Genomic DNA, 25445 nt, shown 5'->3' with positions numbered 1-25445 from the left:
AATCGATAAACAAGCTAAAAAATATGAAACGATACTTTCTATTTGTTTTGACCTCGGCGGTGCTTATAGGCTGCAAGAAAGAGGATAAAAAAAGAATTGCGACTGATGACCAAACCACGACCGATATAGTCAACACTATTATTGGAAAAGAAGATAGTTTCTATCATATCGATTTCAAAAATTATCCAATCGGTGATAAAACACTCCCTATCGGAGTTTTCGATTCAGGTACAGGAGGGCTGACCGTGTTAAAAGCCATAGTCAATTATGACCAAAATCAAAACGAGTCACATGAAAAGGGTAGTGATGGGGAATTGGATTTTAACAGGGAGACCTTTATCTATCTGGGCGATCAGGCCAATATGCCCTATGGGAATTATTCTGGGGTGGGCAAAGTAGATTTATTAAACGAGCATATTATCAAGGATGCCCAATTCTTGTTAGGGAATAAGTATTATTCCGATGGACTCGACAAAGATGTAAATACAGATAAACAACCGGTTAAAGCTTTGGTAATTGCGTGCAACACTGCCACTGCTTACGGAAAAGATTATATAGAGGAATTTTTGGCCAAAGCCAATGCGGATATTAAGGTTATTGGAGTAATCGACGCGGGAGTAAGAGGTACTTTGGAAAGCATAAAAAAAGACGAAGATGCCATTGTCGGTGTTTTGGCAACCGCAGGAACCGTAGCTTCAAAAGGCTATAGTAATACCTTGTTGAAAATGAAGGATGAACTGGGATATAAGGGAAATATCGAAGTGTTCTCGCAAGGAGGTGTCGGAATAGCTGAAGCTGTTGACGAAGATTCGGATTATTTTGATAGAAACTTGAAGAAACCTAGAGATGCCTACAAAGGTCCTAGTTTAGATGGCGATGTGAAAATAGACCGAACACTTTTCGACATCTACAATTTTGATTTTGATAACAGCAAAATGCTATGTGATAGTGAAAAAACAGATGATTGCTCCATTCTTCAAATCAACGATGCCAAAAACTATGTGCGCTATCATTTAGTGACCTTAATGGAACAAATCCGTCATTCCAAATCTACCAACAAATTAAAATCCATCATTTTAGGGTGTACCCATTATCCCTATATGACCCAAGAAATTTCGGAAATTCTCAAAGAACTATACAACTACAAGGACAAGGATGGAGTATACCGATATCGAAACTCAATGGCAGCAGACATCAAACTAATTGACCCCGCAGTAGATACTGCCAAAGAGTTGCATGAACATTTAAAAAACGAATCATTGTTCAATCCTGATGGGGATATGCTACAAAGTGAATTCTACATTAGTGTGCCCAATAAGGATAACACAAATAACATTATTGACAAACAGGGCAGATTTCCGTATGACTATAAATACGGAAGAAATGCGCATGAAATCCAAGAGTATGTCAAAGTAGTTCCTTTCAGTAGAAAAAACATTTCAGAAGATATCTTGGATCGTTTCCAAAAACAGATTCCGAATGTTTATCAACTGATGCAAAATTTCAATGAAAGAAATTCAAAGACTGAAGAACTTAAAGAGGAGGATAAAATATAATACGAAAAGTGAAAAATGGAAAAATCAAATAAGATTCACATTAGGTTGGCCTCCATATTGAGTTGCACCGGATTGGCTATCTGCCTGACAGGCTGTTCTGGTCCTAAAACGGTGAAATTTGAAACGCCCGTTGATACGAAGGATAAACCTATCAGCTTTCAAATCAAAAAAAACTATGAGTTTAAGGATTCAGGAGTTTGGGTCAGCAATGAATTTGATGGGGCTCGTCTTAGTGGGGCCAAGCAACTTAACGATTCGACCATATTGCTCAAATTTGACCCGGAAAACACACCGATTAACAAAAGTCCTTATTACGCCTTTAAAGCATGGTCAGATACTCCAAAACAGATTTATTTTGGTTTTGATTATCCAGAGGGTTTCAAACATCGGTATAAACCAAAAAAGAAAATGAACGGGCAATGGACCATTATTGATTCTTTGGATGTGATTCAAACTGAAGAAGGACCATTGCTTAAGCTGAACATTAATATAGAACAAACAACGGTCGCTGCACAAGAAATCAATGCATCCGCGGATGTTCGGCAATGGTATCTTCAGCACATAAAGAACTCCAAAGATTTTGTGCGATTGGGAAGTGCGGGCCAATCAAAGATGGGAAAAAACATTCCTGTTTTGGATATTTATCAGGGTAGTCCTAAAAATAAACCCATCGTAGTATTGTTAACTAGGCAGCACCCACCGGAGGTCACCGGCTATTTTGCATTTCAAAATTTTCTGGAAACCATAGTGGACCAATCCGAACTTTCTACCAACTTTTTGAATAAGTTCAGGGTATTGGCGTTTCCCATCCTCAATCCGGATGGAGTGGATTTGGGCCATTGGAGGCACAATGCCAATGGAGTAGACCTGAATCGGGACTGGTCAAAATATCGACAACCTGAAGTTCGAAATGTGGTAACTTATGTGCTTAACACCAGTAAAACTGATGAAGGGGAGATTATTTTAGGATTGGATTTTCACTCTACCTATGAAGACGTGTTCTATACCAATGTAAAGCGGGAGGGAACCACATTACCAGATTTTATAGATGAATGGTTTGAAGTTTTGGAAAGAGATGTTGAGGATTACAAAGTAAACGAAGCCGCAGCAAACAGCACTAGACCCGTATCTAAAGGATGGTTTTTATATGGACACAATGCTACAGGAATCACCTATGAAATTGGTGATAGTACCCCAAAAGAAAGAATCAAAAAAATAGGAACCATTTCGGCCAAAGCGATGATGCAGATACTTTTAAAAGAATAATTTGACGTAGAGGCAATTGCAGGTTATTCCTTCAAGTCGTACCACTCAATATTTTGGAGATTTTGTCGTCTCCCTTCTTTCTCTGGAGCGTAGTAGGTTGCCAAATAGGTTACAATAGGTTCCTCATTTTTCCCAAGGTCCCACAAATTTTGGGTTTCCTGCATCCATCTTATAGTAGCGGACCATTGCTCTTTGCTCATTCGATTTTGAGTGACCAATTTGGCAGAGTGACAGCTTGTGCAATTATTGACAACCAACATTAGACCATCACCTTCAACCAATCCGGTTCGTACATGGACACCATTTTCAATTTTGTCAAAATCAACTTCATCATGTTTTTGAATGGATTCGTAATTATTGGGGTCATTTTTATTAAAGACTGAAAGGGAGGGGTCAACCATGAGGTATACCAGAAACCCAGCAATCAGCATAAAACCAAAGAACATCAGGTACATGAGCTTAAATACCTGTCTTACATTTTTTCTAAACTTACCGGGATCCTCCATCAGCTAACTTTTACGGCAATACGATGGCAGGCATTGTTTAAATAACCTTTTGGATTCCAACCTGGTAAAACCATAGGTTGTGAAACTCCTTGCGAATCCGTGGCTCTGGCCCAAACTTCATAATATCCTTTTTTCGGAAACCGGACATCTGCCTTAAAGTGCTGCCATGCCAAACGGTTTGCTGGTTTCTCAAGCGAGCAGTTTTTCCATGTGCTCCCAAAATCGATGGAATATTCCACTTTGGAGACACTTAACTCACCTGCCCATGCATGACCCCGTATCTTCAAAGACTTTCCCTCATTGATTGTCGCTCCACTTTTGGGATAGGTTATTAGGGATTTAACGGGCATCGATTCAATAATGCACATATCCTCATCTGCTACTTTCTCACCCGGAGCAACAGGTTCGCATGGTACGCGATAAGCAGTACCGGTCATTTTTGCGCCATCATGCACCTTGTTTCGAACACTGATTCCTTGCAACCACTTTCCTGACGCTGATGCTGGCCATCCTCCTGCTATTAATCGAAGTGGATACCCATGAGCTAAAGGAATATCCTCGCCGTTCATTTTAAAAGCCAATAAGGTTTCATCCTGAAGTGCTTTTGCGATGGGAATCCCCCTTGAAATGGGTTCTTTATTGGGGTCACCACTTAAATGCGTGTCCATCGCATGGTATCCAATATAAACAGCATTATCTTCAATCCCCACATCTTCCAGAATATCTCTTAGCCGTATACCAGTCCATTCTGCACATGAAACTGCTCCAACTGTCCATTGGTTTCCTTTTGCAGGAGGATTAAATTCACTTCTTCCATTTCCTCCACATTCGAGAGTAAGTTGATAGGTATGGTGTTTAAATTTTGACTTGAGTTCCTCAAGCGTATATGTTTTCTTTTGGGAAACAGATTCTCCATCAAAAGTCAATGTCCAATCATCAACAGAAATATCAGATGGAATTATGCCATTGTTGCGAATAAACATGTATTTATTCGGGGTGATCCTATTATCTAATAAATGTGCTTGGGCCTCAATATTCCATGGTTTATCATTTAAAACAACCATTTGACTGTCTTTATGAAACAGTTTAAAGGGATCGGGATCTTGCAATCCCAGAAGATCGTAACCCGAAGGAAGAATTTTTCCGAAGACAATTTCTGTTCCAAGAAGAGTTGATAAAGAGGTTAGGGTGCTTTTTTTGATAAATTTTCTTCTCTGCATTATCTCATATATTATGGATAGGCCTTGTAAAAGGATTTGCAGTCAAGGTATATAGAAAAAACACAATTATTGCAAAATCTGAATATAATTATGATTTACCTTTGATATCCCTTTTAAGAAACAAATGCCATAATTTTCATGCTGTTAAAAACCTTTATTGATTCTACTTTTCGAAATCTAGGAGTTTTAATCATTTTAGTTGCTATCATCTCATGTGGGGAAAAAAAGAAATCAAACAAACAGGCAACTACGGCTCCTGTGGATCAGAAAGTAGCCATATTGGATACTTCGGATTTAATTAAAAAGCTACCCTCAAGTATTAAGATTCCCCAGGGAATGGTTTGGATTCCTGGAGGTACCTTTATGCAAGGAGCTGTGACACAAGACAATGAAGCCATGCATCATGAGAAACCAGCTCATAAAGTTGCTGTAGATGGGTTTTTTATGGACACCACATTGGTGACAAACGCAAAGTTTTCAAAATTTGTAAAGGAGACTGGTTACGTCACGGTTGCAGAGCGTATTCCAGATTGGGAGGAACTTAGGAAACAACTTCCGGAAGGAACCCCCAAACCACCAGATTCAATTTTGCAGCCAGGTTCATTGGTTTTTAAGAAGACAAAGTCATCCGTTCCCAATTTATACGATTTTTCCCAGTGGTGGACTTGGTCTATTGGAACCAACTGGAAAAACCCAGAAGGCCCCGGAAGCTCCATTAAAGGAAAAGATGATCACCCTGTGGTCCATGTTTCGCATGAAGACGCATTGGCATACTGCAAATGGGCCAATCGTAGGCTGCCTACAGAAGCTGAATGGGAATATGCAGCTCGCGGGGGGAAATCTGGGACCACTTTCTTTTGGGGGAATGACGTAACGGAACTTGCCAAATATTCCAACACCTGGGAAGGAGAATTTCCGGTAAATAATACAAAGGTTGACGGTTTCGAAGGAAGTTCACCGGTGGGAGCTTTTCCAGCCAATGGTTTTGGGCTTTACGATATGTCAGGAAATGTTTGGGAATGGACCAACGATTGGTATAACCCCAATTACTATCAAGAACTTTTAACAAAAGGAATTGAGCGCAACCCAACAGGTGCGGAAAACCCTTATAATCCGAACAATCCCTACGCCAGAGAAAAAGTGATTCGAGGTGGGTCCTATTTATGCAGTGCTTCTTACTGCGCAAGTTATCGAGCTTCTGCAAGAATGGCTTCTACAATGGACTCATCGATGGGGCATTTAGGGTTTAGGACTGTGGCAAGTACCAACATGCTTTCCAAATGAAGTGCGGTAGGGATTGAAAAACCTGACTTCTAGACTTTATTGCCAAAGGGCATTGGATTGTTACTCTTTTTTTAAAGTTTTAATATCGGCTATCAATTGGGAAATAGCAGTTTTGTTGAGGCCGTTATAGATTCCTCTGATGTGTCTTTGTCTATCGACCAACACAAAATTTTCGGTATGTAGAAAATCGTTTTCCCCTTTGGGAATACCTAAGTCCTCTTCCACGAAATAAGCGAATCTTCCTAAGTTGTAGATTTCTTTTCGAGACCCTGTGACCAGATGCCATTTATCAGCTAAAACACCTTTGGCATCTGCATAATTTTTTAAAATGGGTACAGAATCATATTCAGGGGTCACGGAGTGTGATAGTAATAACACCTCCCTGTCATTTTTGAATTCCTCTTGAACCAAAGCCATGTTGGAAGTCATTTTAGGGCAGATGCCTGGACAAGAGGTAAAAAAGAAATCAGCCACATAAATTTTATTCGCAAAGGTTTTTTCACTAATTGTATCACCTAGTTGATTGACCAAAGAAAACTTGGGGATGGCATGCATACCCCAAATGGAATCATTGGCAGGTGTTATCCATTTTGGGGTAAATGAGGGATCATTGTAAAAGGGCAAAGTGTGGACTCTGCTATCCTTTTTTTCTATGTTTACTTCTTTACAGCCCAAAAGCAGAGCCATACCTAAAACAAAATTAATGCATGTTGAATTATTGCTGTACCACTTCATTCTTAAGTTCATAGCAAAGATTTGAACGTTTCAAACCAAAAAATCGACCATTTTTGGCTTCATAATTGGCGTATAGTTTACCTGTCTTGAGCCAAGCTTGCTGTAATCCATCTTCTATCCCATCAGTAAGATTTAGGACTCTAGCTATTTGGCCATTCGTATACCACTTTTTTTGCTTTCCATGACGAACGCCCATGGAATAATTTGACTCTGTGCTCAAAACGCCATTAGGCCACCAAGATTTTGAGATACCATCCAATTTATTGGCACGGTAAAAGGCTTGACTTCTTAATGCCCCGGAATCGAACCATTTTTTTTCCACACCTTCTTTTTTACCATTTAAATAGCCTGTTTTTTTAGCAAGGATTCCGTTTTTATGGTATTCCACGGCATATCCGTCAAATGGAAGATATAAGTGATACCATTTGCCTTCAGTTTGATTCAATACCAATTTACTTTTGAGTACCTCTATTTGTATGATGTTTCTTTTTCTGGTATGGTTTTGTTTACAACTTCCCAAAAGAAAAAGGCAAAGCATACAAAGGAAAGCCTGTTTAATTGATGGCATTGGGAGTGCCTTGATAATCTCCTGGGAAAATAACATAATACTGATTTAAATAGAGTTCGTTTTCAATATGATAATGATACTCAGCATCTGTTGCATGTTGGGTTGTGGATGTATGACCACCTGAAGCATCCAGATCAGTTGGATAATCTCCCGTAGAGTCACATTTTCTTCCATAAATGAAAAATCCATCGGCTAAGATGCCAATAAGTTCGTCGTCATCCTCGGACCATGCGGTTGGCTCAAGATGGTAATGATACTCAGCGGGACCAATATGTCCACCTGTATAATCCAGTGATGCGGCGGCTTCGTTTAGAGGGCCGCTACCTTCTTGGTCGTTAAAGATTGCCGCACCACTCACCGCAATACCAATGGCACCCATGTTTGTGGAGGTACTACTGGATGCCAGTTCTGGGTTTTGAGGCACTCGTAAGGTAGCGTCAGCGTTGAAGTTCGGAATAATACTTGGTGTGGTTTCCACGTCAGGTTCCTCGATATATAGATTTGAACCATTTCCCCAATAAATGGTGGTATGGTTTGGTAATCCATTGGTTTCAATCACTACATTGGAACCTTCAAGGTAAATATCTGTGTTGTTTGAATCAAATTCAGCAAAGGCAGCATGTAATTCTCCGTTGTTCACGATGTTTGTATCGGTTTCTTCACTGTCCGAACTACAGGCAATAAATCCCACAAATAAAACGGCAATACCTATTAGAATAGTTGATGACTTCGAAATAATCTTGGACTTTTTCATAGGGTGTAAAATTTTATTATTGTTTTTTTTTGCCTCTCTTGGGTTTGGGTGCCTTTTCAAATTCCTCTTTGGTTAAAATGCCATCCTCATTAAGATCAATTTTATCAAAATGTCTTTCTAAAGGACCTTTAGCTTCAGTTTTTGAGATTTTTCCATCATCATCCTCATCTAGTTTTTCCAAAAGCTCTTCAAAAGAAGGTGGACTTTTTCGTTCTCTTTTTTCAGTTTGTTTTTGTGCGGATAAGTTACAGGTGGTTAACATTCCCACAATACCCAAATAGAGACCTAACTTTATAGTTTTGTTCATCATAATACTATTGTTTTGCTTTTTTGTTTTAGATGTGGATATTTTGAAAAACTTGTGCGGAGGGATAAATTTTTTCTAAAAACCTTCTAAATTGCATTAAGGTTAATCTTGTAATTTATTGGAAGACAAGCAGTTTATAGAAGATCTTAAGAATCAAAGACAGTCGGCTTATGGCAGGCTACTCGATGGGTATCAAACCAAGGTCTTCAATACCTGTATCTCATTTGTCCCCAATAAAGAGGATGCTGAGGATATAGCCCAAGAAGTTTTTGTGGAGGTGTATAATTCCATCGGTAAATTCAAAGGTAACTCCAAACTTTCCACTTGGATTTATAGGATTTCAGTAAACAAGAGTTTGGAATTTATAAGAAAGAAAAACGCCAAAAAACGGTTTGGTTTTATACAATCGATAACCGGAGGAGACATTCCAATAGATAAATCGTCCTACTTTACCGAATTTAAACACCCTGGGATTCAACTGGAAAACAAGGAGAGAACCGAAACGCTTTTCAACGCAATAAACAAATTGCCCGAAGGACAAAAAGTAGTGTTTACATTGCACAAAATAGAAGGGTTGAGTTACAAGGAGGTGAGTGAGATTACTGAAAAAAGCGTGTCCTCGATTGAATCTCTATTATTTAGGGCAAGAAGGAATTTGCAAAAGATTTTAACTGTTTATTATAAAAATGAACTATAGACCGCAAGGTTCGATTAAAAAATACATCTAAATCAATACAACATTAACAAACATGGATGGCAAAAAAAATACGCAACAGAAAATAGATGGGGTTTTGGATGCCGCTTCGCATATTGAGTCGGTAAACATTTCTCCATTTTTTAAGGACAAGGTACTTCACCGTTTGGACAGTTTAGCACAACCAGGAGAGCATAACTTTGTACTATCATGGTTTACGCCAAAGTATCAAGTGGCTGTCCTGTTGCTTCTTGCAATTTTAAATATAGGGGCTATTTATTCGTACCGAATCTCAAATCAACAAGAACAAATGACAGCTTTCGCGGAGGCTTTTGGGTTTTCAAACACTGAAAATGAATCCATTTTAAATTAAGAGGTCATGAAAAAAAATTTACTTCTTACAATTCTGCTGGTTTTTTTAATGGTGATGAATGGAGTCCTGCTGTTTTTGGTGCTGAACAAGCCCGATAAAAGAAAAGGTCCTCCTCGAATGTTTATCTCCGGCCAGCTTGGATTTGATAAAGGCCAACAATCGGAGTTTTTGGAGATTGATAGAATACACCATCTTAAGATGAGAGAAATAAGCAATCGATCAAGAGACCTGAAGGAATATCTGTTCTCCAGAATCGGCGACACCAATTTTACCGAGCAAAAATTGGATTCTATTACCAATTTAATAGGAAGGTTGAGTGCTGACAAAGAAAATGAAGTTTTCAGCTACTTCAAGCGAATAGAAAGTATCTGTAACAAAGATCAGAAGATAAAGTTGGGGATAATTGTACAGCAGGCCTTGAAACGTGGGCCTAAACCTCATGGCCCCCCTCCCCCTCATTAGTATTCAAAAATTGGATTTTCATCACAAGTTTTTCGGAATACCTGCATCTAAAGTTATATATGCTCTACGACTCGTACCTTATGAAATGATGGGGCAATAGGTGGAGCAGCAAATCATGTTTTGGATTGATGATTAGATTAGTTGGTTAATGGAACCCAAGAGCTAAATGTTCTTGGGTTTTCTTTTTAAAGTTGACATAATAGGGATTTTAGAGGGTATACTACTCTGGTTTTTATGGATAGCACGGGTTTTAACCTTAACTTACTATTGTAATGAGTGTTAAAATTCTTCGACCTAAAACCTAATTCTACTAACTCTAAATACTGAACCAACAATGTCACAAAAACTTATTGAGATTGCCAAGGTTTCCCATCTTGAAGAAAAAAAACCTGCTTACGCCTTAGTTAGGAACACCGATTTGGTGATTATAAAACATGAAACAGGGATATCTGTTTTGTATGGAAGGTGCCATCATCGTGGAGCCCTTTTGGCAGATGGACATGTTAAGGGGCACAATCTTATTTGTGGAGTTCATGGATGGGATTACCGATACGATACTGGAGTCAGTGAATACAATAATGACGAACAACTCCACAAATTCCAAGAATATATTGATGGTGATTCACTTCAAGTTGATGAGAACGAAGTGGCTGATTTTGAAAAAGTACACCCGCAGCCGTTTGAGAGAGATGCATATCTGGGTACTTACGCTGATACTCATCCAGAAGAAACGGAACCCTATACCGGATATATAAAAGAACTTGCCAGAAATGGCCTAAAGAATTTGGGACATCATGGGTTCTCGGCTTCCATGGGAGTGGATAGAAATACATTACCTAAATGGAACGATATCCAATTTTTACCAGCGCAATTGGCCACAAGACCATTGTTGGATGAAGAAGAGGTGGCCACTAAGGTTGTAATTGGACCAAAAGCAAAGAAACCTTTGGTTCTGGATATTCCTCTATTTGTGAGTGATATGAGTTTTGGGGCGTTGTCGAGAGAAGCGAAAATCGCCTTATCCAAAGGAGCCGAGATGGCAGGAACGGGAATATGTTCGGGAGAAGGAGGAATGCTTCCGGAAGAACAACAGAATAATTCTAGATATTTTTATGAATTGGCGTCGGCCCAATTTGGTTTTTCTTGGGATAAACTCGACAATGTGCAGGCTTTTCACTTTAAAGGAGGGCAAGGTGCCAAAACGGGTACGGGAGGACATTTACCTGGAAGCAAAGTAAGCAAGGAAATTGCTGAGGTTAGGGGATTGAAAGAAGGACAAACGGCTATAAGCCCAGCAACATTTCCCGATTTTCATGGGGTAGAAGATTTTAAATCTTTTGCTCAAAAAGTTCGCGAACGTACTGGTGGAATTCCGGTAGGATTTAAGATTGCGGCAAGTCATATCGAAAAGGATATACAATTTGCGTTGGATGTAGGTGTAGATTATATCATTTTAGATGGCCGAGGGGGAGGAACAGGTTCGGCGCCGACAGTTCTAAGGGACAATATAAACGTGCCTACTATACCAGCGTTGGCGAGAGCAAGGACCTATTTGGATAAAGTGGGTGCAGAAGATGTGACATTGGTTATCACAGGTGGACTGCGTATTGCAGAGGATTTCTCGAAAGCGATGATGTTGGGTGCTGATGCTATTGCCGTTTCAAATGCAGCCATTCAGGCGGTAGGGTGTTTGGGTATGCGAGCATGCGGAACCAATAATTGCCCGGTTGGAATTGCAACCCAGAAGGAAAGTTTGCGTAGTAGATTGATTATCGATGCTTCGGCAAAGCAGTTGTATAACTTCTTTACTGCTACCAATGATTTAATTAAAGTCGTGGCCCGTTCTTGTGGATACGATGATGTAAATAAGTTCAACCAGCAAGACCTAAGCACTTTTAATCTTGACATTCATAAACTTACCGGTATTCAATACGCCGGAATAAATCCTTAAATAATGAGCTTATACAATTCAATTTTAGATTACTTCTCTAAAAAGGATAAAGGAGAAGCTTTAAAAACTCCAGATGGTGTTTGTCCCAACTGTTGGGGAACACAGGATTATGATGGACAATTCAGGGAAATATTTAAAGACAAACAAGTAGATGTCAATAACCACGAAGAAAACTATGCTTTTATTCAAGATTTCATTGTAAACCATGTTGACGGTATTAGACTAAAAATAGATGGTTCGGGATTCAAGTGTCCTACCTGTAGGGTGAAGTCTTAGTAATTGGTAATACAAGGACTATGGAGCATATAAAAGAAGGATTATCTGTTTTAAGTGAAATTGTGAGCTACATTGGTGTAGTAATTTTAATGTACGGTTTTGCTAAGGGGTTAATTCAGTTGGTAAAAACTGAAACTACCTTGAAAAGAAAGGATGATTTCTTTAAGGCCACTCAAAATGTTCGCTCCAAAATAGGTCTGTACATATTATTGGCGTTGGATTTTTTGATTGCCGCAGATATTATCGATTCCGTGATTCATAGAAATATTGATGAACTTACCAAACTGGGGATTGTTATCGTCATAAGAATTGCGATAGGATATTTTTTGGGAAAGGAAATAACTGAAATCCATTCATCTGCAGAAAAAGAGCAGACGAATGTATAAGGAGTATACTTCTACTTTCATTTTATTGAAAGCAACTATAACAAACTAAAAACATAACTAAACATGGCTTCAAAAAACGTTAAATGGTATAAGGTTCTTGAGTCTAAAAAGGACCTTCCCGAAGGACGGGTTAAAACAGTCACTGCAAATCATCAAGGGATTTGTTTAACCCATTATAAGGGCAAATTTTCGGCCTTGGATAACAGATGTCCCCATCAGGGAGGGCCTTTGGGTGAGGGCTCTATCGAAAATGGAATGTTGAGGTGTCCATGGCATGGATGGGATTTTGACCCTTGCACTGGATTGCCTCCGGGAGGATATGACGATGGCGTAAAAACATTTGAAGTGAAGGAAGAAGGCGATGCTGTTTTTGTTGGTGTTGAGGAAGAGGTGGAGCATGAGGCGACCATTTCCGATATTATGGTGGAAACCATGGTAAATTGGGGTGTAAACCGTGTTTTCGGAATGGTAGGACATTCCAATTTGGGTGTTGCAGATGCCCTTCGAAGAAAGGAAGAAAAGGGTGACCTGAAATTTTTCGGAATTCGACATGAAGGAGCAGCGGCGTTCGCTGCTTCGGCCTATGGAAAACTTACGGGAAAACCTGCTGCGTGCTTTACCATAGCAGGCCCAGGGGCTACTAATTTATATACGGGCTTATGGGATGCCAAGGTAGATCGTGCACCCTTATTGGCTCTTACTGGGCAAGTGGCCACACAAGTTGTGGGCACAGGAAATTTTCAAGAAGTGGACCTTGTAAATGCCTTTGAGTCTGTTGCGCCCTTCAATCATAGGGTGGAAGGTGCTAGCAAGCATGCCGAATTAATGAGCTTGGCCGTGAAACATGCTATTATCAATCGTGAGGTTTCTCACCTTACGTTTCCCGACGACATACAGACACAATTGCCTCCTAAAGGAGAGCGGGCGCAGACACCGGTGGGAAGAATGCCTTCCTTTTCGATTGCATCTCCAAAAGAAGCCTTTGATAAAGCAGTCGATTTACTAAAATCATCAAAGCGTCCGGTAATCATTGTAGGACACGGTGCGCGTTTTAACATGGAAGCTATAATCTCATTTGCAGAAAGCATAAATGCACCTGTATTGACCACTTTCAAAGGAAAAGGACAAATTGCGGACAGCCACCCATTGGGTTGTGGAGTTTTGGGAAGAAGCGGAACCCCAATAGCTTCTTGGTTTATGAATGAAAGTGATGCGTTATTGGTTATTGGGGCCTCTTTTTCTAACCACACAGGAATCACACCTAAAAAACCAACCATACAGATAGATTTTGATCCTCTAGTTTTGAGTAAGTTTCATGCCATTGATGTTCCGCTTTGGGGAGAGATTTCAACCACAATGGCACAACTGACAGATGTTTTGAAAGGGCAAATGAATACTGTTGACCAACGCCCTGAAATAGAAGCACGTACTAAAATCTGGAAGGAAGAGAAAGCAAAACGTTTGTTGGAAGATGAAGGATATGGAATAAGCTCTATTGCCATTTTTGACAGTTTAACAAGGTTTGCCCCTAAGAATGCCATTATGTGCGTTGATGTGGGGAATAATGCCTATTCCTTTGGGCGTTATTTTGAATCGGAACAACACAATTTTTTAATGTCGGGATATTTAGGTTCTATCGGTTTTGCGCTACCCGCATCCATGGGTGCCTTTGCAGCTGTTGGGAATAGTAGACCAATTGTCGCCGTTGCAGGTGATGGGGGATTATGTCAATATTTGGCTGAAATCACAACTTTGGTCAAATACAAAATGCCAGTGAAATTGATTGTGGTCAACAATGGAGAGTTGGGGAAAATCTCCAAGGAACAGCGAGCGGGTGAATTTGATGTTTGGAAAACCGATTTGCATAATCCCAATTTTGCCGAGTTTGCTCAATCATGCGGTGCATGGGGAAGTCGAGTTGAAAGTAAAACGGATTTAGAAGATGCCATGAAGTCATTGTTTGAGGAAAAAGGACCCGCCGTTTTGGAGGTTATGGCAGATGTAAATCTCATTTGATGTTGAAAAACCGCTGTCACTTTTCTTGGGAAATGATGCCCACCTTGTTAATTACTTTTTATTGCGGATTTGAAAGGAAATTCAATACATAAAGACATACTATCGTATATAGGAGAATTTTCACTATTAAAAAGGGGAAATTGAAAAATGGAAAGGAACTGTCAATTTATTAGAATGAAAAAAGTTACTGTAGTACTGTTTTTGATGTTGGGCTCCATAACGTTTGCCCAATCCATTGATTATAACACAAAAAAAGGGTTTGCCGTCAATGGCTATGATGTAGTGGCCTATTTTGAAGGACAGGCTAGTAATGGAGATAAGAAATTTAGTACTGAATATGATGGGGCCAAGTTTAAATTTTCAACACAGGAAAACTTGGATAAGTTCATGGCAAATCCATCTAAATTTACTCCACAATATGGGGGATACTGTGCTTATGCCATAGCGAAATCTGGCAAAAAAGTAAGCGTCAACCCAGAAACATTTGAAATTAGGGATGGGAAATTATACCTTTTTTATAACACCGGGCGTACCAATACCCTAAAACTGTGGACAAAGGAATCACCAAAAAAACTTCAAGCTAAAGCCGACAAAAACTGGGAAAAAATAAAAAACAAGTAGTTTTTGACCCTTAAAATGAACAAGTACGCAAAGATTGGTTTTTCTGGATTGCTGGTGAGTTTTTTGGGCGCATTGCCCTTGGGAACTCTTAATATCACAGCTTTTGACATTGCCGCCTCTCAAAGTTTGGTTTCAGCTATATGGTTTGCAATAGCGGTAGTATTGGTGGAACTCATTGTTGTAAGATTGACCCTTTTCGGAAATGAAAAGTTGGAACTGGGAGAGAAGTTATCTTACTATCTTATCCCATTTGGGATATTGTTGCTTTTGTATTTGGCGGTTGGCAGTTTTATGGCTTCTTCCCAAATCTCTGAAGTGGGATCAAGGATAAATCTGCTTCCCAAGATAAGTTCGGCATTCTTGTTGGGGTTTTTATTGAGTGCCCTAAATCCTTTGCATATTCCTTTTTGGATGACCTGGAACAAAGTACTTGCGTCAAAAGGGATATTGGAGACCTCAAAAAAATCATACTCACTTTATATTTTAGGAATTGGTATCGGGTCCTTGATGGGACTTGGTGTCTTCATTTTCGCCGGAAAGTATATTTTTTCAAACTATAAAAGCTACAGCATGTTGACCAATTTATTGATGGGACTATTGTACCTTGGATTTTCTATCTACCTTATGTTTCTATTGGTCAAAAAGCGGCTTAAATTTAAAACACAATAACTACTATGTTCAAATCTTCGATAGATACTATTGAGCAATTCAAGAAAATTTTGTTGCAACTCCCCGAAGGGTGTTACTCAAATTGCTGTGAGGTCCTTTTTAACGCTTCAATTGGGCAGCACACCAGACATATTATTGAACTTTACCAATGTTTGATCAAAGGTTATGCCGCTGCTGAGGTGTCTTATGATAAGCGCGAGCGTAACCGAAGAATTGAAGAAGATGTAGATTATGCCGTGTCTCAGCTGCAAAGCATACAATCCAATTTGGAAAGACCCAATAAATTGTTGAAGGTGACCTATGAATTGGGAGGGGCAGAAACCTGTTTGGAATCGAACTATTATAGGGAGGTGATGTATAACCTGGAACATACCATACACCATCATGCTCTGATCAAAGTTGGAATCAATCATTTTACCAATATAGAATTGCCAGAATCTTTTGGGGTGGCACCATCAACTATGCAACACAGGGAAGCATGTGCACAGTAAGCTTTATATCAAGAAATAACAACTATTTCATCACCTCTAACCGTGATGAGCACGTTTCGCGCCCAAACGCGTTTGAACCCCAAGAGGAGATTATAAACTCGGTCAAGGTACTTTTTCCAAAAGACCCTAAGGCTGGCGGCACTTGGTTCGCGCTCAATGAGCATGGTGTGGTAGCTGTATTGTTGAATGGCGCTTTTATAAGGCATAAATCCACGGGGAAATATGCCAAAAGTAGGGGGGTAGTAGTATTGGAGGTCATAAGTGCTCCAAGTCCCTTACTTTTTCTCAAAGAAATGGATTTGGATAATGTTGAACCATTTACTTTGGTGTTGTTTGATGGGCAAACATTGATTGAACTTCGTTGGGATGGAACGCTGAAACATTTTAAGCCTTTGGATAAGACCGAGGATTATATTTGGTCATCGGTGACCTTATATGACGATGATGCCATTCAGAGAAGAAACTCCCATTTTACAGACTTTGTCAATGCAGATAAAGATATTACAGCGTCTAAGATTGTTGATTTTCATTCGAATAATCATGATGACTACGAAAATGGATTTATCATCAATAGGGAGTCTGGATTGAAAACTTTTAGTGTTACCCAGGTCGTTTTGGGCTCCGACGCATCTGTTTTGCAGCATTTGGACCTTTTGAATGATAAAAAATATACCATTCCTTTTTCACCGAATCAGCTTACGATATGAGTACTTGGAGGTTAAAATGGCATAAACTAACGCATTGGGAATATTGGCCTTTCTGGTTAATTTATTATCCCTTGTTTCCGGTTTGGCTTTATTACTCCATAAAAGCACGCTCTTTCTTCTTTTTTAATGCGGCCAACCCGTCCATGAAGAATGGGGGAATGGCCATGGAATCCAAAATGGAAATTTATAAGCTGATTCCGAAAGAGCATATTCCGAAAACTGTTTTTATTTCAAAAGAAGAACGACCAGAAGTTGCTTTGGAAAAGGTTCTTGCAACTGGAATTAGTTTTCCGTTTATAGCAAAACCAGACATTGGTATGAAAGCTTTTGGAGTGGATAAAATCCATGACAAGGATGCTTTTCAGGATTATTTTACCAAAACACCGGAGAATTTTTTGGTTCAGGAACTGATACCCTATACCCATGAGGTTGGGATTTTTTATGTTAGAAAACCTGGAGAACCGAAAGGGAAGATTACCGGTATTGTCTCCAAAAAATTCCTTTCCGTCATTGGTGATGGAAGGAGTTCAATCTTGGAATTGATTAAAAAGGACCCAAGAAGTCATCTACAGCTCAAAGCACTACAAAAAAAGTTTGGTTTTAAGCTGAACCAGGTTTTGGATAAAGGGAAGGAATTTATTCTAGTTCCCTTTGGAAGCCATACCAGAGGAGCTAAGTTTATCGATGATACCCATAGATTGAATGAGGAGCTTTTAGAGGTCATTGATACCATTTGTTCTAAAATTGAAGGCTTTCATTATGGTCGTTTAGATGTTTTGCACAAATCTTTTGAAGACCTTTCCAAGGGAAAAAACTTCAGTATTATCGAAATCAATGGAGCAGGAGGCGAGGCTACCCATATTTACGATCCAAAACATTCCCTGTTTTTTGCATGGAAGGAGATTACCCGTCATTGGGGAATGCTCAACGAGATTAGTATTACAAATCATAAGGAAGGACATTCCTATTTGAGTTTTAAAGACGGAAGAGCCATGTTACGGGCCAACGGGGAACTGGAAGCCCAGTTAAAAATCATTTAGCATGAAAATACGAGTTGGTTTGTTATGCGCTGTTTTGATTCTGCTTAGTGGGTCAATAGCAAAGGCCCAGGATTCGAATTCACCTCACTACCCGGTATACCTTGGAGTTTCTGTTCAATTTTACCCAGCTGGAATTATCCCAACCCTAAACTTGGACCACGCCATTGGTGAAAGATCATCCATACTGCTGAGGTTGGGTGGAAATTTTGTGGATCGAAAAGATTTTAGCGATGTGAACATTACAGAAGAAGGAGAAGGGTTTGGTGGTTCATTAGGTTTTCGGAGGCATTTCCCATCAGGAAAAGGAAAATTCATCGCAGGATTAAATTTGGACGTATGGAGCCTTAACATCGATTGGACGGATATTGGTCCTGCCGATGCTCCGATCTCTGGAAGCACATATACTTTGGTGCTACAGCCTTGGCTTGAGGGAGGCTATTTTCTGCCGATTAAAAACACACGTTCACAAATTGGACTTACCCTTGGTTTTGGAAGGGAGATCAACGCGATAACCAGTGGAGAAGAAGTGGAGCAAGGATTTATAGGTAGTGTGTCTTTGCAATATCAGTTTTCACTTTAAGAAGTATAGGCCTTAAATGCTTCTTGAAAAAATTGGATAGCTGTACTTTCTGAAATATTGGATGCTCTTAAAACCCCTCCTTTAAAACCATCATTTTTCCATTCCCCTTGGGTAAGGTTTTCAAATGAAGAAGTATCAATACCATCATGCCCATGGTATCCGCTGATATAAAAGTAGTGTTCGTTGACCATTGCATCTGGAATGGCTAGCCCCATACCTATGGATTTTCCAGAACCGTTGTTCAACACTATAAAAGCTCCTGTATCAAAATGATGGGGCCAAATTCGGATATCGGACTCCAGATTTTCTTTTTGTAGGAAAGCTTTCAATGCATTTTGGGATATAGTCCGCAAGTGAACCAATCCTTGTAACTCATCTGTTTCTGGAAGTCCAAATTTGAAATCTTTGTCTATGGTATAGGGTAGGTCATAATGCAAATCATAGGAATATGGCTTGACTAATTGCGACTCGGATGCCATTTTAGAAATCCATTCCACAATCTCGGTATGAGATTTACCCTTTAGGGTAAATGTTTCACTTTTCTCTTTTGACACCCACTTTAGCGAGAAGTCATCATATTGAAAGGCCAAGTAAGCCCCAGTTTCGCCGAAATGCCAAGTTCGAAGGGTGTTGTCCTCCGTAAAAAAACCAACATTGGTGTGACTGTCGTCCGATTTGGGTTCCAAAAAGCTTTTACCCGCTGTAGCTAAATATTGTGAAGCCAGATGTACTTGTGCTAATGTGTCCATACTATAAATGTATGGAATCTTAGTCGTGTCAAATACAAATGATTACAAAAAGGAAATCAGGCTTTGTGGTAGTTTACTTTTTTAGAATAGCATCCATAATGATAGGTGCATGAATTCGCGAATTTTCAATAAACCATTTATGGGTTTCCATACCTCCACAGATAACTCCAGCCAAGAACAGTCCATCGATATTGGTTTCCATGGTCTCAGGATTATAATTGGGAAGGCGTTTATTATCTTTGGACAATTCGATTCCCAATTTTTCCAAGAATTCAAAATTCGGCATATAACCGGTTAGGGCCAATACAAAATCATTTTCCAAGGTCACTTCCCCTTTAGGGGTATCAATTATGAGTTCGGTAGGTCGAATTTCCTTAACATTGGAGTTATAATACGCTTTTATGCTTCCTTCTTCAATACGGTTGATAATGTCCGGTCGAACCCAATACTTTACCCGCTGTCCTACCTCTGGCCCTCGGATGATCAAAGTGACTTCGGAGCCTTTGCGCCAGCATTCCAAAGCAGCATCAATTGCAGAATTACTTGCCCCAACAACAGCCAGTTTCTGACTTGCGTAAAAATGAGGGTCTTTGTAGTAGTGGGATACTTTGGGTAAATCCTCTCCTGGTACATTAATTTTATTAGGTAGGTCGTAGAATCCGGTCGCTACGATAATATTTTTGGCGGAATACTGTCCCTTGTCTGTTTTTATAACGAACAACGGGGGCTGTCTTTGCACCTCCAAAACTTTTTCAAAAAGATGAATGTTGAGTTGGTTAGAGGTTACAATCCTTCGATAGTACTCCAACGCTTCATTGCGTTTAGGCTTGGCTTCTTTACTGATAAAGGGAATATCATCAATCTCCAATCGTTCCGAAGAAGAGAAAAACTGCATGTTGACGGGATAGTTGAACAGCGAATTCACTATCGGTCCTTTTTCAACAATCAAGTAAGAGAATCCTTTTTTCTTGGCCTCAAGCCCACAGGCAATGCCAATAGGCCCTCCTCCAATGATCAGTACATCAAATTCTTGCATCAAGCAATGGTTTCTTTTAGGTTTTTGATGGTGCCTGTAGGATTTTCACTTTTGAAAACAAAACTTCCAGCTACCAAAATATCTGCTCCCGCATCCACCAACTTTCGGGCATTGGTCGCATTTACCCCTCCATCAATTTCAATTAAGGCCTTGGAATTTTTTCTTTCAATGATATTTTTTAAATCTGAAACTTTCTGATAAGTGTTCTCAATAAAGGATTGTCCTCCAAAACCAGGGTTTACACTCATCAAACAGACCAAATCAATGTCTTGAATGGTATCTTCCAATAGTTTAACTGAAGTATGGGGGTTTAGCGCTACTCCCGCTTTCATACCTTCAGCCTTAATGGCCTGCAAGGTCCTGTGCAAATGTGTACAGGCTTCGTAATGTACCGTTAGATTATCAGAGCCTAAATCCGCAAAAGTTTTGATATATCGGTCTGGGTCAACAATCATCAAGTGGACATCCAACGTTTTTTTGGCGTGTTTTGCAATAGCCTGAATTACGGGCATCCCAAAGGAAATATTTGGGACAAATACGCCATCCATTACATCTAAATGAAACCAATCGGCCTCACTTTGATTAACCATTTCGACGTCACGTTGAATGTTGGCAAAATCTGCTGCCAATAGGGAAGGAGCTACTAATTTTTCTTGCATTATAGTTATTTGAAAACTACCACAAAAATAGACAAATGATGTGTATCAAAGTTAGTTGGGAACAGAAGAAAGGTTTGGCCTATACTTATATTTCCTCCACCATAGAATTGGCAGAGGAAATAAAGGTTAGTAGTTGGTTATTAAAACAGTTATATGAACTGTTCGTTTTTTGATTATGATGATGACCCAAAGTACCGTTACTTAGGTATGAAAATCAAATGGTTTTTGGGAATGTCGCGTCTGAACTCAGATATGACGTTTGAGGGTAGTTTGGTGCCGAAAACGTGTTTATTAACGTTGTAAATGTATTTTGAGTGGTGTTGAAGTCGTATTTAAGGAATGCTTAACACAAAAAAGGTAAAATACCGTGTCTTTGGTTTACTTTGACTTTTTTTGAAGTATTCCCAAGGCTTGAGCTCTATAGTTTCTGCCAATAGGAAGTTCCTTTCCCTTAATTTCCACCATGATGCTGTTAAAAGCCGTCACTTTTTCAGCAGAAATAATAAAGGATCGATGAATACGGACAAACTGGGTTTTGGGCAGTTTTTCCTCAAGATAACCGATTCTTTGAGTGGTAACCACCTCACCATCGCAAGTATGGATGATTACCTTGTCGTTTAGACTTTCCAAATATTTGATGGAGGACAAATCCAGCTTTATAATCTTTCTTTGGGATTTTATATAAAGCAGCTCAGGTTCGACGGTAGGCTGATTTGTTATATCCTTTTTCGGGATTGATTCTTTAGGTTCTGCCAGACTACTTCCCATCAGATATTTGTTGGCCTTGGCCACCGTTTTCATAAAACGGCCCAACGAGATAGGCTTTAACAAATAATCTATGGCATCAAGTTCAAATGCTCTAATGGCAAATTCCCTGTACGCCGTGGTAAAGACCACAAGGGGTTGGTGATCCAAGGACTCCAAAAGTTCCAAACCACTGATTTTGGGCATTTTTATGTCTAGAAATACAAGGTCTATTTCTTCTTTTTGCAGATATCCAAAGGCTTCTACCGCATTGGCGCATACAGCAACAACCTCTAACTGGTCAATTTGATTGGCATGGTCGACCAAGACACTTCGTGCCAAAGGTTCGTCATCTACAATAATGCATTTAATGTTTCTAACCATACAATGGAATAGGGGTTAGGTGCTTAAATCGCTTAGATCAATTTCCAATTTAACCAAAAAACTGTCAGGTTCTTCTAGAATTTTCAATTCATGTTTATCTGGAAAAAAGAGGACCAATCTCCGTTTTACATTTTTAAGCCCAATATTCTTATCGCTATCCAGTCCTTCACTGGTCTGCGAAGGAGCTTTGCTATTTTCGACCATAAACTGGAGCTTTTGATTTTCTAATCGCAAATCAATGTTTATCCAAGAGTCTGAAATCAAATTATCGGCACCATGTTTAAAGGCGTTTTCCACAAAGGGCAACAGCAGCAACGGAGGGATCAAACTTTCGTTGTTATCGTTAATAAGTTTGGTGGATATGGTAAGATCATCACCATAACGAAGCTTTTCCAGTTCTACAAGGTTCATGAGCTGTTCCCATTCCCGCTCTACGGTGATAAACTTGTCGTTGCACTCATAAAGCATGTAATCCAAAAATTTGGACAGCCCCAAGACGGCATCCGGGGTTTCTGCCGATTTTTTCAATGAAAGGGAATATATGCTGTTCAAAGTATTGAACAAAAAATGTGGATGTATCTGGGCCTTTAAAAACTTAAGCTCGGTTTCGATTTTCTCTTTTTCCAGCGTTTTGTTTATCTGTTCTTTTTTGTAGTAAAATCGCTGTAGTTTAATGGCCATGGCCAAGAATACGGGAGTATATATTCTCAACAGGGAATTGAGAATTTTGGGAAAATACCAAATTGGGTCTTTCCAATGCCCTTCTTCCCAATAAAACCAGCGATACAGAAAACGCCAAGTCATATATCGGTCGATTATAGATACACTTATGGCTAGTATCACCGAGAGCAATATGAACATACCCATTTTTTGTGGATATAGATATTTGGGCATTAAATAATAAAGCGTGATATAGGTAGGGATTATTTTCCACGGCATCAAGAACGAAACCTGCAGAAATTGTTCCCAATAGTTGCCCTCATAACTTCCCCAGAAAATGGTATAGAATAGAATATACCCCAACCAAAAGAGGATATGGTGGGCTATCCGGCTCTTCGAATTAAAAACTTTTCCAATCATCCCAATACCGTTTTATCGGAATTCTAGCTTCCTGAAGCGATGACCCCTTGGGTGTACAGGAAGAAATCGGGCATGAAAGTACAAAATAGCCTCTAGGTAAATTACAAAAAGCTGTAAACGACAGTTTTTCAAGGCTATAAACCTAAATCTGACCATGAATACAACAAAACCTTGATATGACTTGAGCAACGCACACGAATCGATTTGAATACAGTAATATGACCAATGTTGGAAGCGCTTAGTTTTGTTTTTTCAAAATTGGTAAAGTGTCAAACAATGGAATTCTATTTTTTTGGCTAATATTGTCATAAGGCATTCGATTCTGTTTGACAGGAGAATTACCGATTTCTTCAACCTCATTGAGCACTTAGCCTCAAGCTCACTAAAATAGTTAACGAATTATCTAGTTTCTGAAAAGAAAGGGATTACCAAATCTGCTATGTCATGAAAAAAAGCGTGCTAAATTGGTTCATTTTGTTGTTGCTCTTTGTTGTTGCCCTTCAAAAAATGCATTGCCAAAGAAGTGATTTATCTTTTGGCTTGGCGCCAAACTATAGGGCCAATGGCTATGGAATAAGTTTAAGTGCAAACTACTACCACACCGTAACCGATTATTTTCAATTATCCTTAACGACTACCTTTTCAAAGGAACAGCCCGATGCTGCGGTGGAGTATCCTTATGAGGACTATATGGCAAATTTTGGATACTTTACCACAATTTTGACATGGCCAACGCGGGGGTTCTCTGTTTTCTTTGGAGGAGGTGCCTCGGCTGGTTATGAAAGAATCAACAAGGGGCGCCCGGAAATCATACATGAGATTCAGATACCCGAAAGCGGTATGGTCTATGGGGTTTTTGCCTCTTTTGAGCTGGATTTTTTCCTCTCCGATTCCTTTTCGTTCATAGCTCCGATCAATGGAGTTTACCATTTTAACAGCAAAGTGGATAAATCCATGCTCTTGCTGGGAGCAGGAATTCGATGGTACTTATAAAGGGAAACTCGAGATCACATTATTGCAAAAGTCAGATTCGACAAGAAGAGTAGTATAGTTGATAGGTATGGTTCTAATATTTCTTACCAATTAAAATCTTTTCAGTATTATTGCATTGTAAGAATAAACACTTAAAATTGTAATTAATTTACAATTTTCCTTGACGTAGAACCCACGTCAAATTCAACCTCATTAAAAAAGATGTTTCCCCTAAAAGGAAACCATTAAGATTTTATTTCAACAGAAAACCTTGTGTTTTATTGAGGTTTTCTTGAAACATAAGTTCATTTATTTTTTTAATTTGCCGAACTTTTTCATGTTTAGGTGCTTAAAAATTACTTTCCTCAACCTCGCATAAGTCCTACGTTCATGAATTAGATTTTCGGCCTAACACTCTTAAATCTATATTATCATGAAAAAGTCGATTAAATCGTTGATTTTAATTTTTGGAATCACTTTAACCGTGGTTTCCTGCCAAAAACCATCCATTGAAGAAATTGAAGAAACTAACAAAGTCCTTAAAGAGGACGTTTTTAAAGAGATTGCCCCTACTGGCGTTGTCACACCAGAGAACCTCCGCCGGCCTGGAAATAACCCTAACTAGGTCATTTGGTACTTTTTTGGTACTATTATCTGGGCTTTTGGTGTACACTGATAAGTTCATAGAATATTGGAACATCCAAATCGAATACCAGTTCAAATATTACCCCGGTTTGGATGTTTTTCTATGGTCGGTGACACAAACAATTTCAATTCTGTTGTTGACATTTTCCTTCTTTTTTAAACCATATAAGTGGGCTTGTATATCCCCAATGATTGTTTTCTCTATACAGATATCTTACATCTGGAGAGATGAGAAATGGATTCAAGGTGACTATTATCTATTATATACATTGATTTTTATAATTTTCTTTGTTTTGACCGTGTATTTGGCCAAATTCGCCATTGCCAAGGTATCCCAACTTATCACAAAGATGCGGGACAAAAGGGTTAATAAGATGACTGATTTTATTACAGAGGTACGCAATGAGCATTATGCCAAACTACTGGAAAGTGCCGATATGTTGGATATTATGGACGAACAGCCTTATAATATTTTTGAACGGCACCAATTAAAGAGTGCTTTGTACAAGGATAGAATTAACATGACCCGCAAATTTGAATTTAGGATAATTCAAGTCTTATATGAAGTGGACTCAAAATAAGGTTTTAACAGATTTCGGAAAAAACACAGAAATTTTAAGGATTTTATTTACATACATATAAATTAATTTTATAATTTAACTGTCGCTAAGAATAGCGAATTACTTCAACCTCGCTTAGGCGACCTGACCTCCC

The 25445-nt window shown here is 39.2% G+C and carries 30 protein-coding genes; 19 read left to right on the top strand and 11 right to left on the bottom strand.

The annotated features are described in order from the left end of the window. The first annotated feature begins 23 nt into the window (after window positions 1-23). Entirely contained in the window at window positions 24-1556 is a 1533-nt protein-coding gene (locus E4661_RS08675; protein ID WP_136466439.1) for a glutamate racemase, read from the top strand. A gap of 15 nt (window positions 1557-1571) precedes the next feature. Beyond that, window positions 1572-2822, top strand: coding sequence for a M14 family metallopeptidase (locus tag E4661_RS08670; RefSeq protein WP_136466438.1), 1251 nt, complete (start codon window positions 1572-1574; stop codon window positions 2820-2822). A gap of 23 nt (window positions 2823-2845) precedes the next feature. Here the strand turns inward: E4661_RS08670 and E4661_RS08665 are convergent, their stop codons facing one another. Together E4661_RS08665 and E4661_RS08660 are read right to left on the bottom strand one after the other, a co-directional pair. Next, window positions 2846-3328, bottom strand: coding sequence for a monoheme cytochrome C (locus E4661_RS08665; RefSeq protein WP_136466437.1), 483 nt, complete (start codon window positions 3326-3328; stop codon window positions 2846-2848). Beyond that, a complete protein-coding gene (locus E4661_RS08660; protein WP_136466436.1) occupies window positions 3328-4548 on the bottom strand; it encodes a sulfite oxidase in 1221 nt (406 codons plus the stop codon). Before E4661_RS08660 ends, E4661_RS08665 begins: the two co-directional genes overlap by 1 nt. Window positions 4549-4686: 138 nt before the next feature. Here E4661_RS08660 and E4661_RS08655 point away from each other — a divergent pair, with 138 nt between their 5' ends. Further along, on the top strand, window positions 4687-5832 hold the full coding sequence (locus E4661_RS08655; RefSeq protein ID WP_136466435.1) for a formylglycine-generating enzyme family protein: 1146 nt from the start codon (window positions 4687-4689) through the stop codon (window positions 5830-5832). A gap of 60 nt (window positions 5833-5892) precedes the next feature. On the opposite strand, the gene E4661_RS08650 is transcribed toward E4661_RS08655, so the two are convergent. The 4 genes from E4661_RS08650 to E4661_RS08635 are packed head-to-tail and all read right to left on the bottom strand — an operon-like array spanning window position 5893 to window position 8199. Continuing rightward, the gene (locus tag E4661_RS08650) at window positions 5893-6579 is read right to left on the bottom strand and encodes an SCO family protein (protein WP_240751438.1); all 687 of its coding nucleotides are present in this window, start codon (window positions 6577-6579) and stop codon (window positions 5893-5895) included. Continuing rightward, window positions 6548-7105, bottom strand: coding sequence for a toxin-antitoxin system YwqK family antitoxin (locus E4661_RS08645; RefSeq protein ID WP_240751437.1), 558 nt, complete (start codon window positions 7103-7105; stop codon window positions 6548-6550). The genes E4661_RS08650 and E4661_RS08645 overlap by 32 nt, the downstream gene beginning before the upstream one ends. Before the next feature lie 16 nt (window positions 7106-7121). Continuing rightward, a complete protein-coding gene (locus tag E4661_RS08640; protein WP_136466433.1) occupies window positions 7122-7889 on the bottom strand; it encodes a YHYH protein in 768 nt (255 codons plus the stop codon). A 16-nt stretch (window positions 7890-7905) separates the two neighbouring features. Beyond that, window positions 7906-8199, bottom strand: a complete 294-nt coding sequence (locus tag E4661_RS08635) for an EF-hand domain-containing protein (RefSeq protein WP_136466432.1) — start codon at window positions 8197-8199, stop codon at window positions 7906-7908. A 115-nt stretch (window positions 8200-8314) separates the two neighbouring features. On the opposite strand from E4661_RS08635, the gene E4661_RS08630 reads away from it, so the two are divergent. From E4661_RS08630 to E4661_RS08570, 13 genes are all read left to right on the top strand, one after another. Then, window positions 8315-8893: an RNA polymerase sigma factor gene (locus E4661_RS08630; RefSeq protein ID WP_136466431.1), complete on the top strand. Its 579-nt coding sequence runs from the start codon at window positions 8315-8317 to the stop codon at window positions 8891-8893. 52 nt (window positions 8894-8945) lie between these two features. Next, window positions 8946-9263 carry a hypothetical protein gene (locus E4661_RS08625; RefSeq protein WP_136466430.1) on the top strand — a complete coding sequence of 106 codons (318 nt, stop codon included), beginning with the start codon at window positions 8946-8948 and terminating at the stop codon, window positions 9261-9263. 6 nt (window positions 9264-9269) lie between these two features. Then, the gene (locus tag E4661_RS08620) at window positions 9270-9725 is read left to right on the top strand and encodes a hypothetical protein (RefSeq protein WP_136466429.1); all 456 of its coding nucleotides are present in this window, start codon (window positions 9270-9272) and stop codon (window positions 9723-9725) included. 334 nt (window positions 9726-10059) lie between these two features. Continuing rightward, entirely contained in the window at window positions 10060-11676 is a 1617-nt protein-coding gene (locus tag E4661_RS08615; RefSeq protein WP_136466428.1) for a glutamate synthase-related protein, read from the top strand. 3 nt (window positions 11677-11679) lie between these two features. Further along, entirely contained in the window at window positions 11680-11952 is a 273-nt protein-coding gene (locus E4661_RS08610) for a hypothetical protein (RefSeq protein ID WP_136466427.1), read from the top strand. 20 nt (window positions 11953-11972) lie between these two features. Continuing rightward, window positions 11973-12338, top strand: a complete 366-nt coding sequence (locus tag E4661_RS08605) for a DUF1622 domain-containing protein (RefSeq protein WP_136466426.1) — start codon at window positions 11973-11975, stop codon at window positions 12336-12338. A gap of 63 nt (window positions 12339-12401) precedes the next feature. Beyond that, window positions 12402-14354 (top strand): thiamine pyrophosphate-binding protein, encoded by a 1953-nt coding sequence (locus tag E4661_RS08600; RefSeq protein ID WP_136466425.1) that lies wholly within the window; start codon window positions 12402-12404, stop codon window positions 14352-14354. 174 nt (window positions 14355-14528) lie between these two features. Beyond that, window positions 14529-14975: a YHS domain-containing (seleno)protein gene (locus E4661_RS08595; RefSeq protein WP_136466424.1), complete on the top strand. Its 447-nt coding sequence runs from the start codon at window positions 14529-14531 to the stop codon at window positions 14973-14975. Between the two features lie 15 nt (window positions 14976-14990). After that, window positions 14991-15644: a LysE family transporter gene (locus E4661_RS08590; protein WP_136466423.1), complete on the top strand. Its 654-nt coding sequence runs from the start codon at window positions 14991-14993 to the stop codon at window positions 15642-15644. 5 nt (window positions 15645-15649) lie between these two features. After that, entirely contained in the window at window positions 15650-16135 is a 486-nt protein-coding gene (locus E4661_RS08585) for a DinB family protein (protein WP_136466422.1), read from the top strand. Next, window positions 16123-16842 (top strand): NRDE family protein, encoded by a 720-nt coding sequence (locus E4661_RS08580; protein WP_136466421.1) that lies wholly within the window; start codon window positions 16123-16125, stop codon window positions 16840-16842. Before E4661_RS08585 ends, E4661_RS08580 begins: the two co-directional genes overlap by 13 nt. Further along, the gene (locus tag E4661_RS08575; protein WP_136466420.1) at window positions 16839-17882 is read left to right on the top strand and encodes a D-alanine--D-alanine ligase; all 1044 of its coding nucleotides are present in this window, start codon (window positions 16839-16841) and stop codon (window positions 17880-17882) included. The genes E4661_RS08580 and E4661_RS08575 overlap by 4 nt, the downstream gene beginning before the upstream one ends. 1 nt (window position 17883) lies before the next feature. Continuing rightward, window positions 17884-18462, top strand: coding sequence for a hypothetical protein (locus tag E4661_RS08570; RefSeq protein WP_136466419.1), 579 nt, complete (start codon window positions 17884-17886; stop codon window positions 18460-18462). Here the strand turns inward: E4661_RS08570 and E4661_RS08565 are convergent. From E4661_RS08565 to E4661_RS08545, 5 genes are all read right to left on the bottom strand, one after another. Beyond that, entirely contained in the window at window positions 18459-19211 is a 753-nt protein-coding gene (locus E4661_RS08565) for a hypothetical protein (RefSeq protein ID WP_136466418.1), read from the bottom strand. The genes E4661_RS08570 and E4661_RS08565 overlap by 4 nt on opposite strands. Before the next feature lie 73 nt (window positions 19212-19284). After that, entirely contained in the window at window positions 19285-20247 is a 963-nt protein-coding gene (locus tag E4661_RS08560) for a YpdA family putative bacillithiol disulfide reductase (protein ID WP_136466417.1), read from the bottom strand. Continuing rightward, window positions 20247-20906 (bottom strand): ribulose-phosphate 3-epimerase, encoded by a 660-nt coding sequence (gene rpe / locus E4661_RS08555; protein WP_136466416.1) that lies wholly within the window; start codon window positions 20904-20906, stop codon window positions 20247-20249. Before rpe ends, E4661_RS08560 begins: the two co-directional genes overlap by 1 nt. A gap of 378 nt (window positions 20907-21284) precedes the next feature. Then, complete coding sequence (locus E4661_RS08550; protein WP_136466415.1) at window positions 21285-22034, bottom strand: LytR/AlgR family response regulator transcription factor; 750 nt, start codon at window positions 22032-22034, stop codon at window positions 21285-21287. Window positions 22035-22049: 15 nt separating this feature from the next. Continuing rightward, entirely contained in the window at window positions 22050-23114 is a 1065-nt protein-coding gene (locus E4661_RS08545; protein WP_136466414.1) for a sensor histidine kinase, read from the bottom strand. Window positions 23115-23558: 444 nt separating this feature from the next. On the opposite strand from E4661_RS08545, the gene E4661_RS08540 reads away from it, so the two are divergent. The 3 genes from E4661_RS08540 (at window position 23559) to E4661_RS08530 (ending at window position 25312) form a co-directional block, all read left to right on the top strand. Next, on the top strand, window positions 23559-24107 hold the full coding sequence (locus E4661_RS08540) for a conjugal transfer protein TraO (RefSeq protein WP_136466413.1): 549 nt from the start codon (window positions 23559-23561) through the stop codon (window positions 24105-24107). Window positions 24108-24519: 412 nt separating this feature from the next. Continuing rightward, the gene (locus E4661_RS08535) at window positions 24520-24711 is read left to right on the top strand and encodes a hypothetical protein (protein ID WP_136466412.1); all 192 of its coding nucleotides are present in this window, start codon (window positions 24520-24522) and stop codon (window positions 24709-24711) included. A 16-nt stretch (window positions 24712-24727) separates the two neighbouring features. Beyond that, window positions 24728-25312 carry a hypothetical protein gene (locus E4661_RS08530; protein ID WP_136466411.1) on the top strand — a complete coding sequence of 195 codons (585 nt, stop codon included), beginning with the start codon at window positions 24728-24730 and terminating at the stop codon, window positions 25310-25312. Window positions 25313-25445: the final 133 nt, after the last annotated feature.

Source organism: Flagellimonas onchidii (genome assembly GCF_004804315.1).
GTDB lineage: Bacteria > Bacteroidota > Bacteroidia > Flavobacteriales > Flavobacteriaceae > Flagellimonas > Flagellimonas onchidii.
This window is presented reverse-complemented; position numbering and strand designations above follow the sequence as displayed.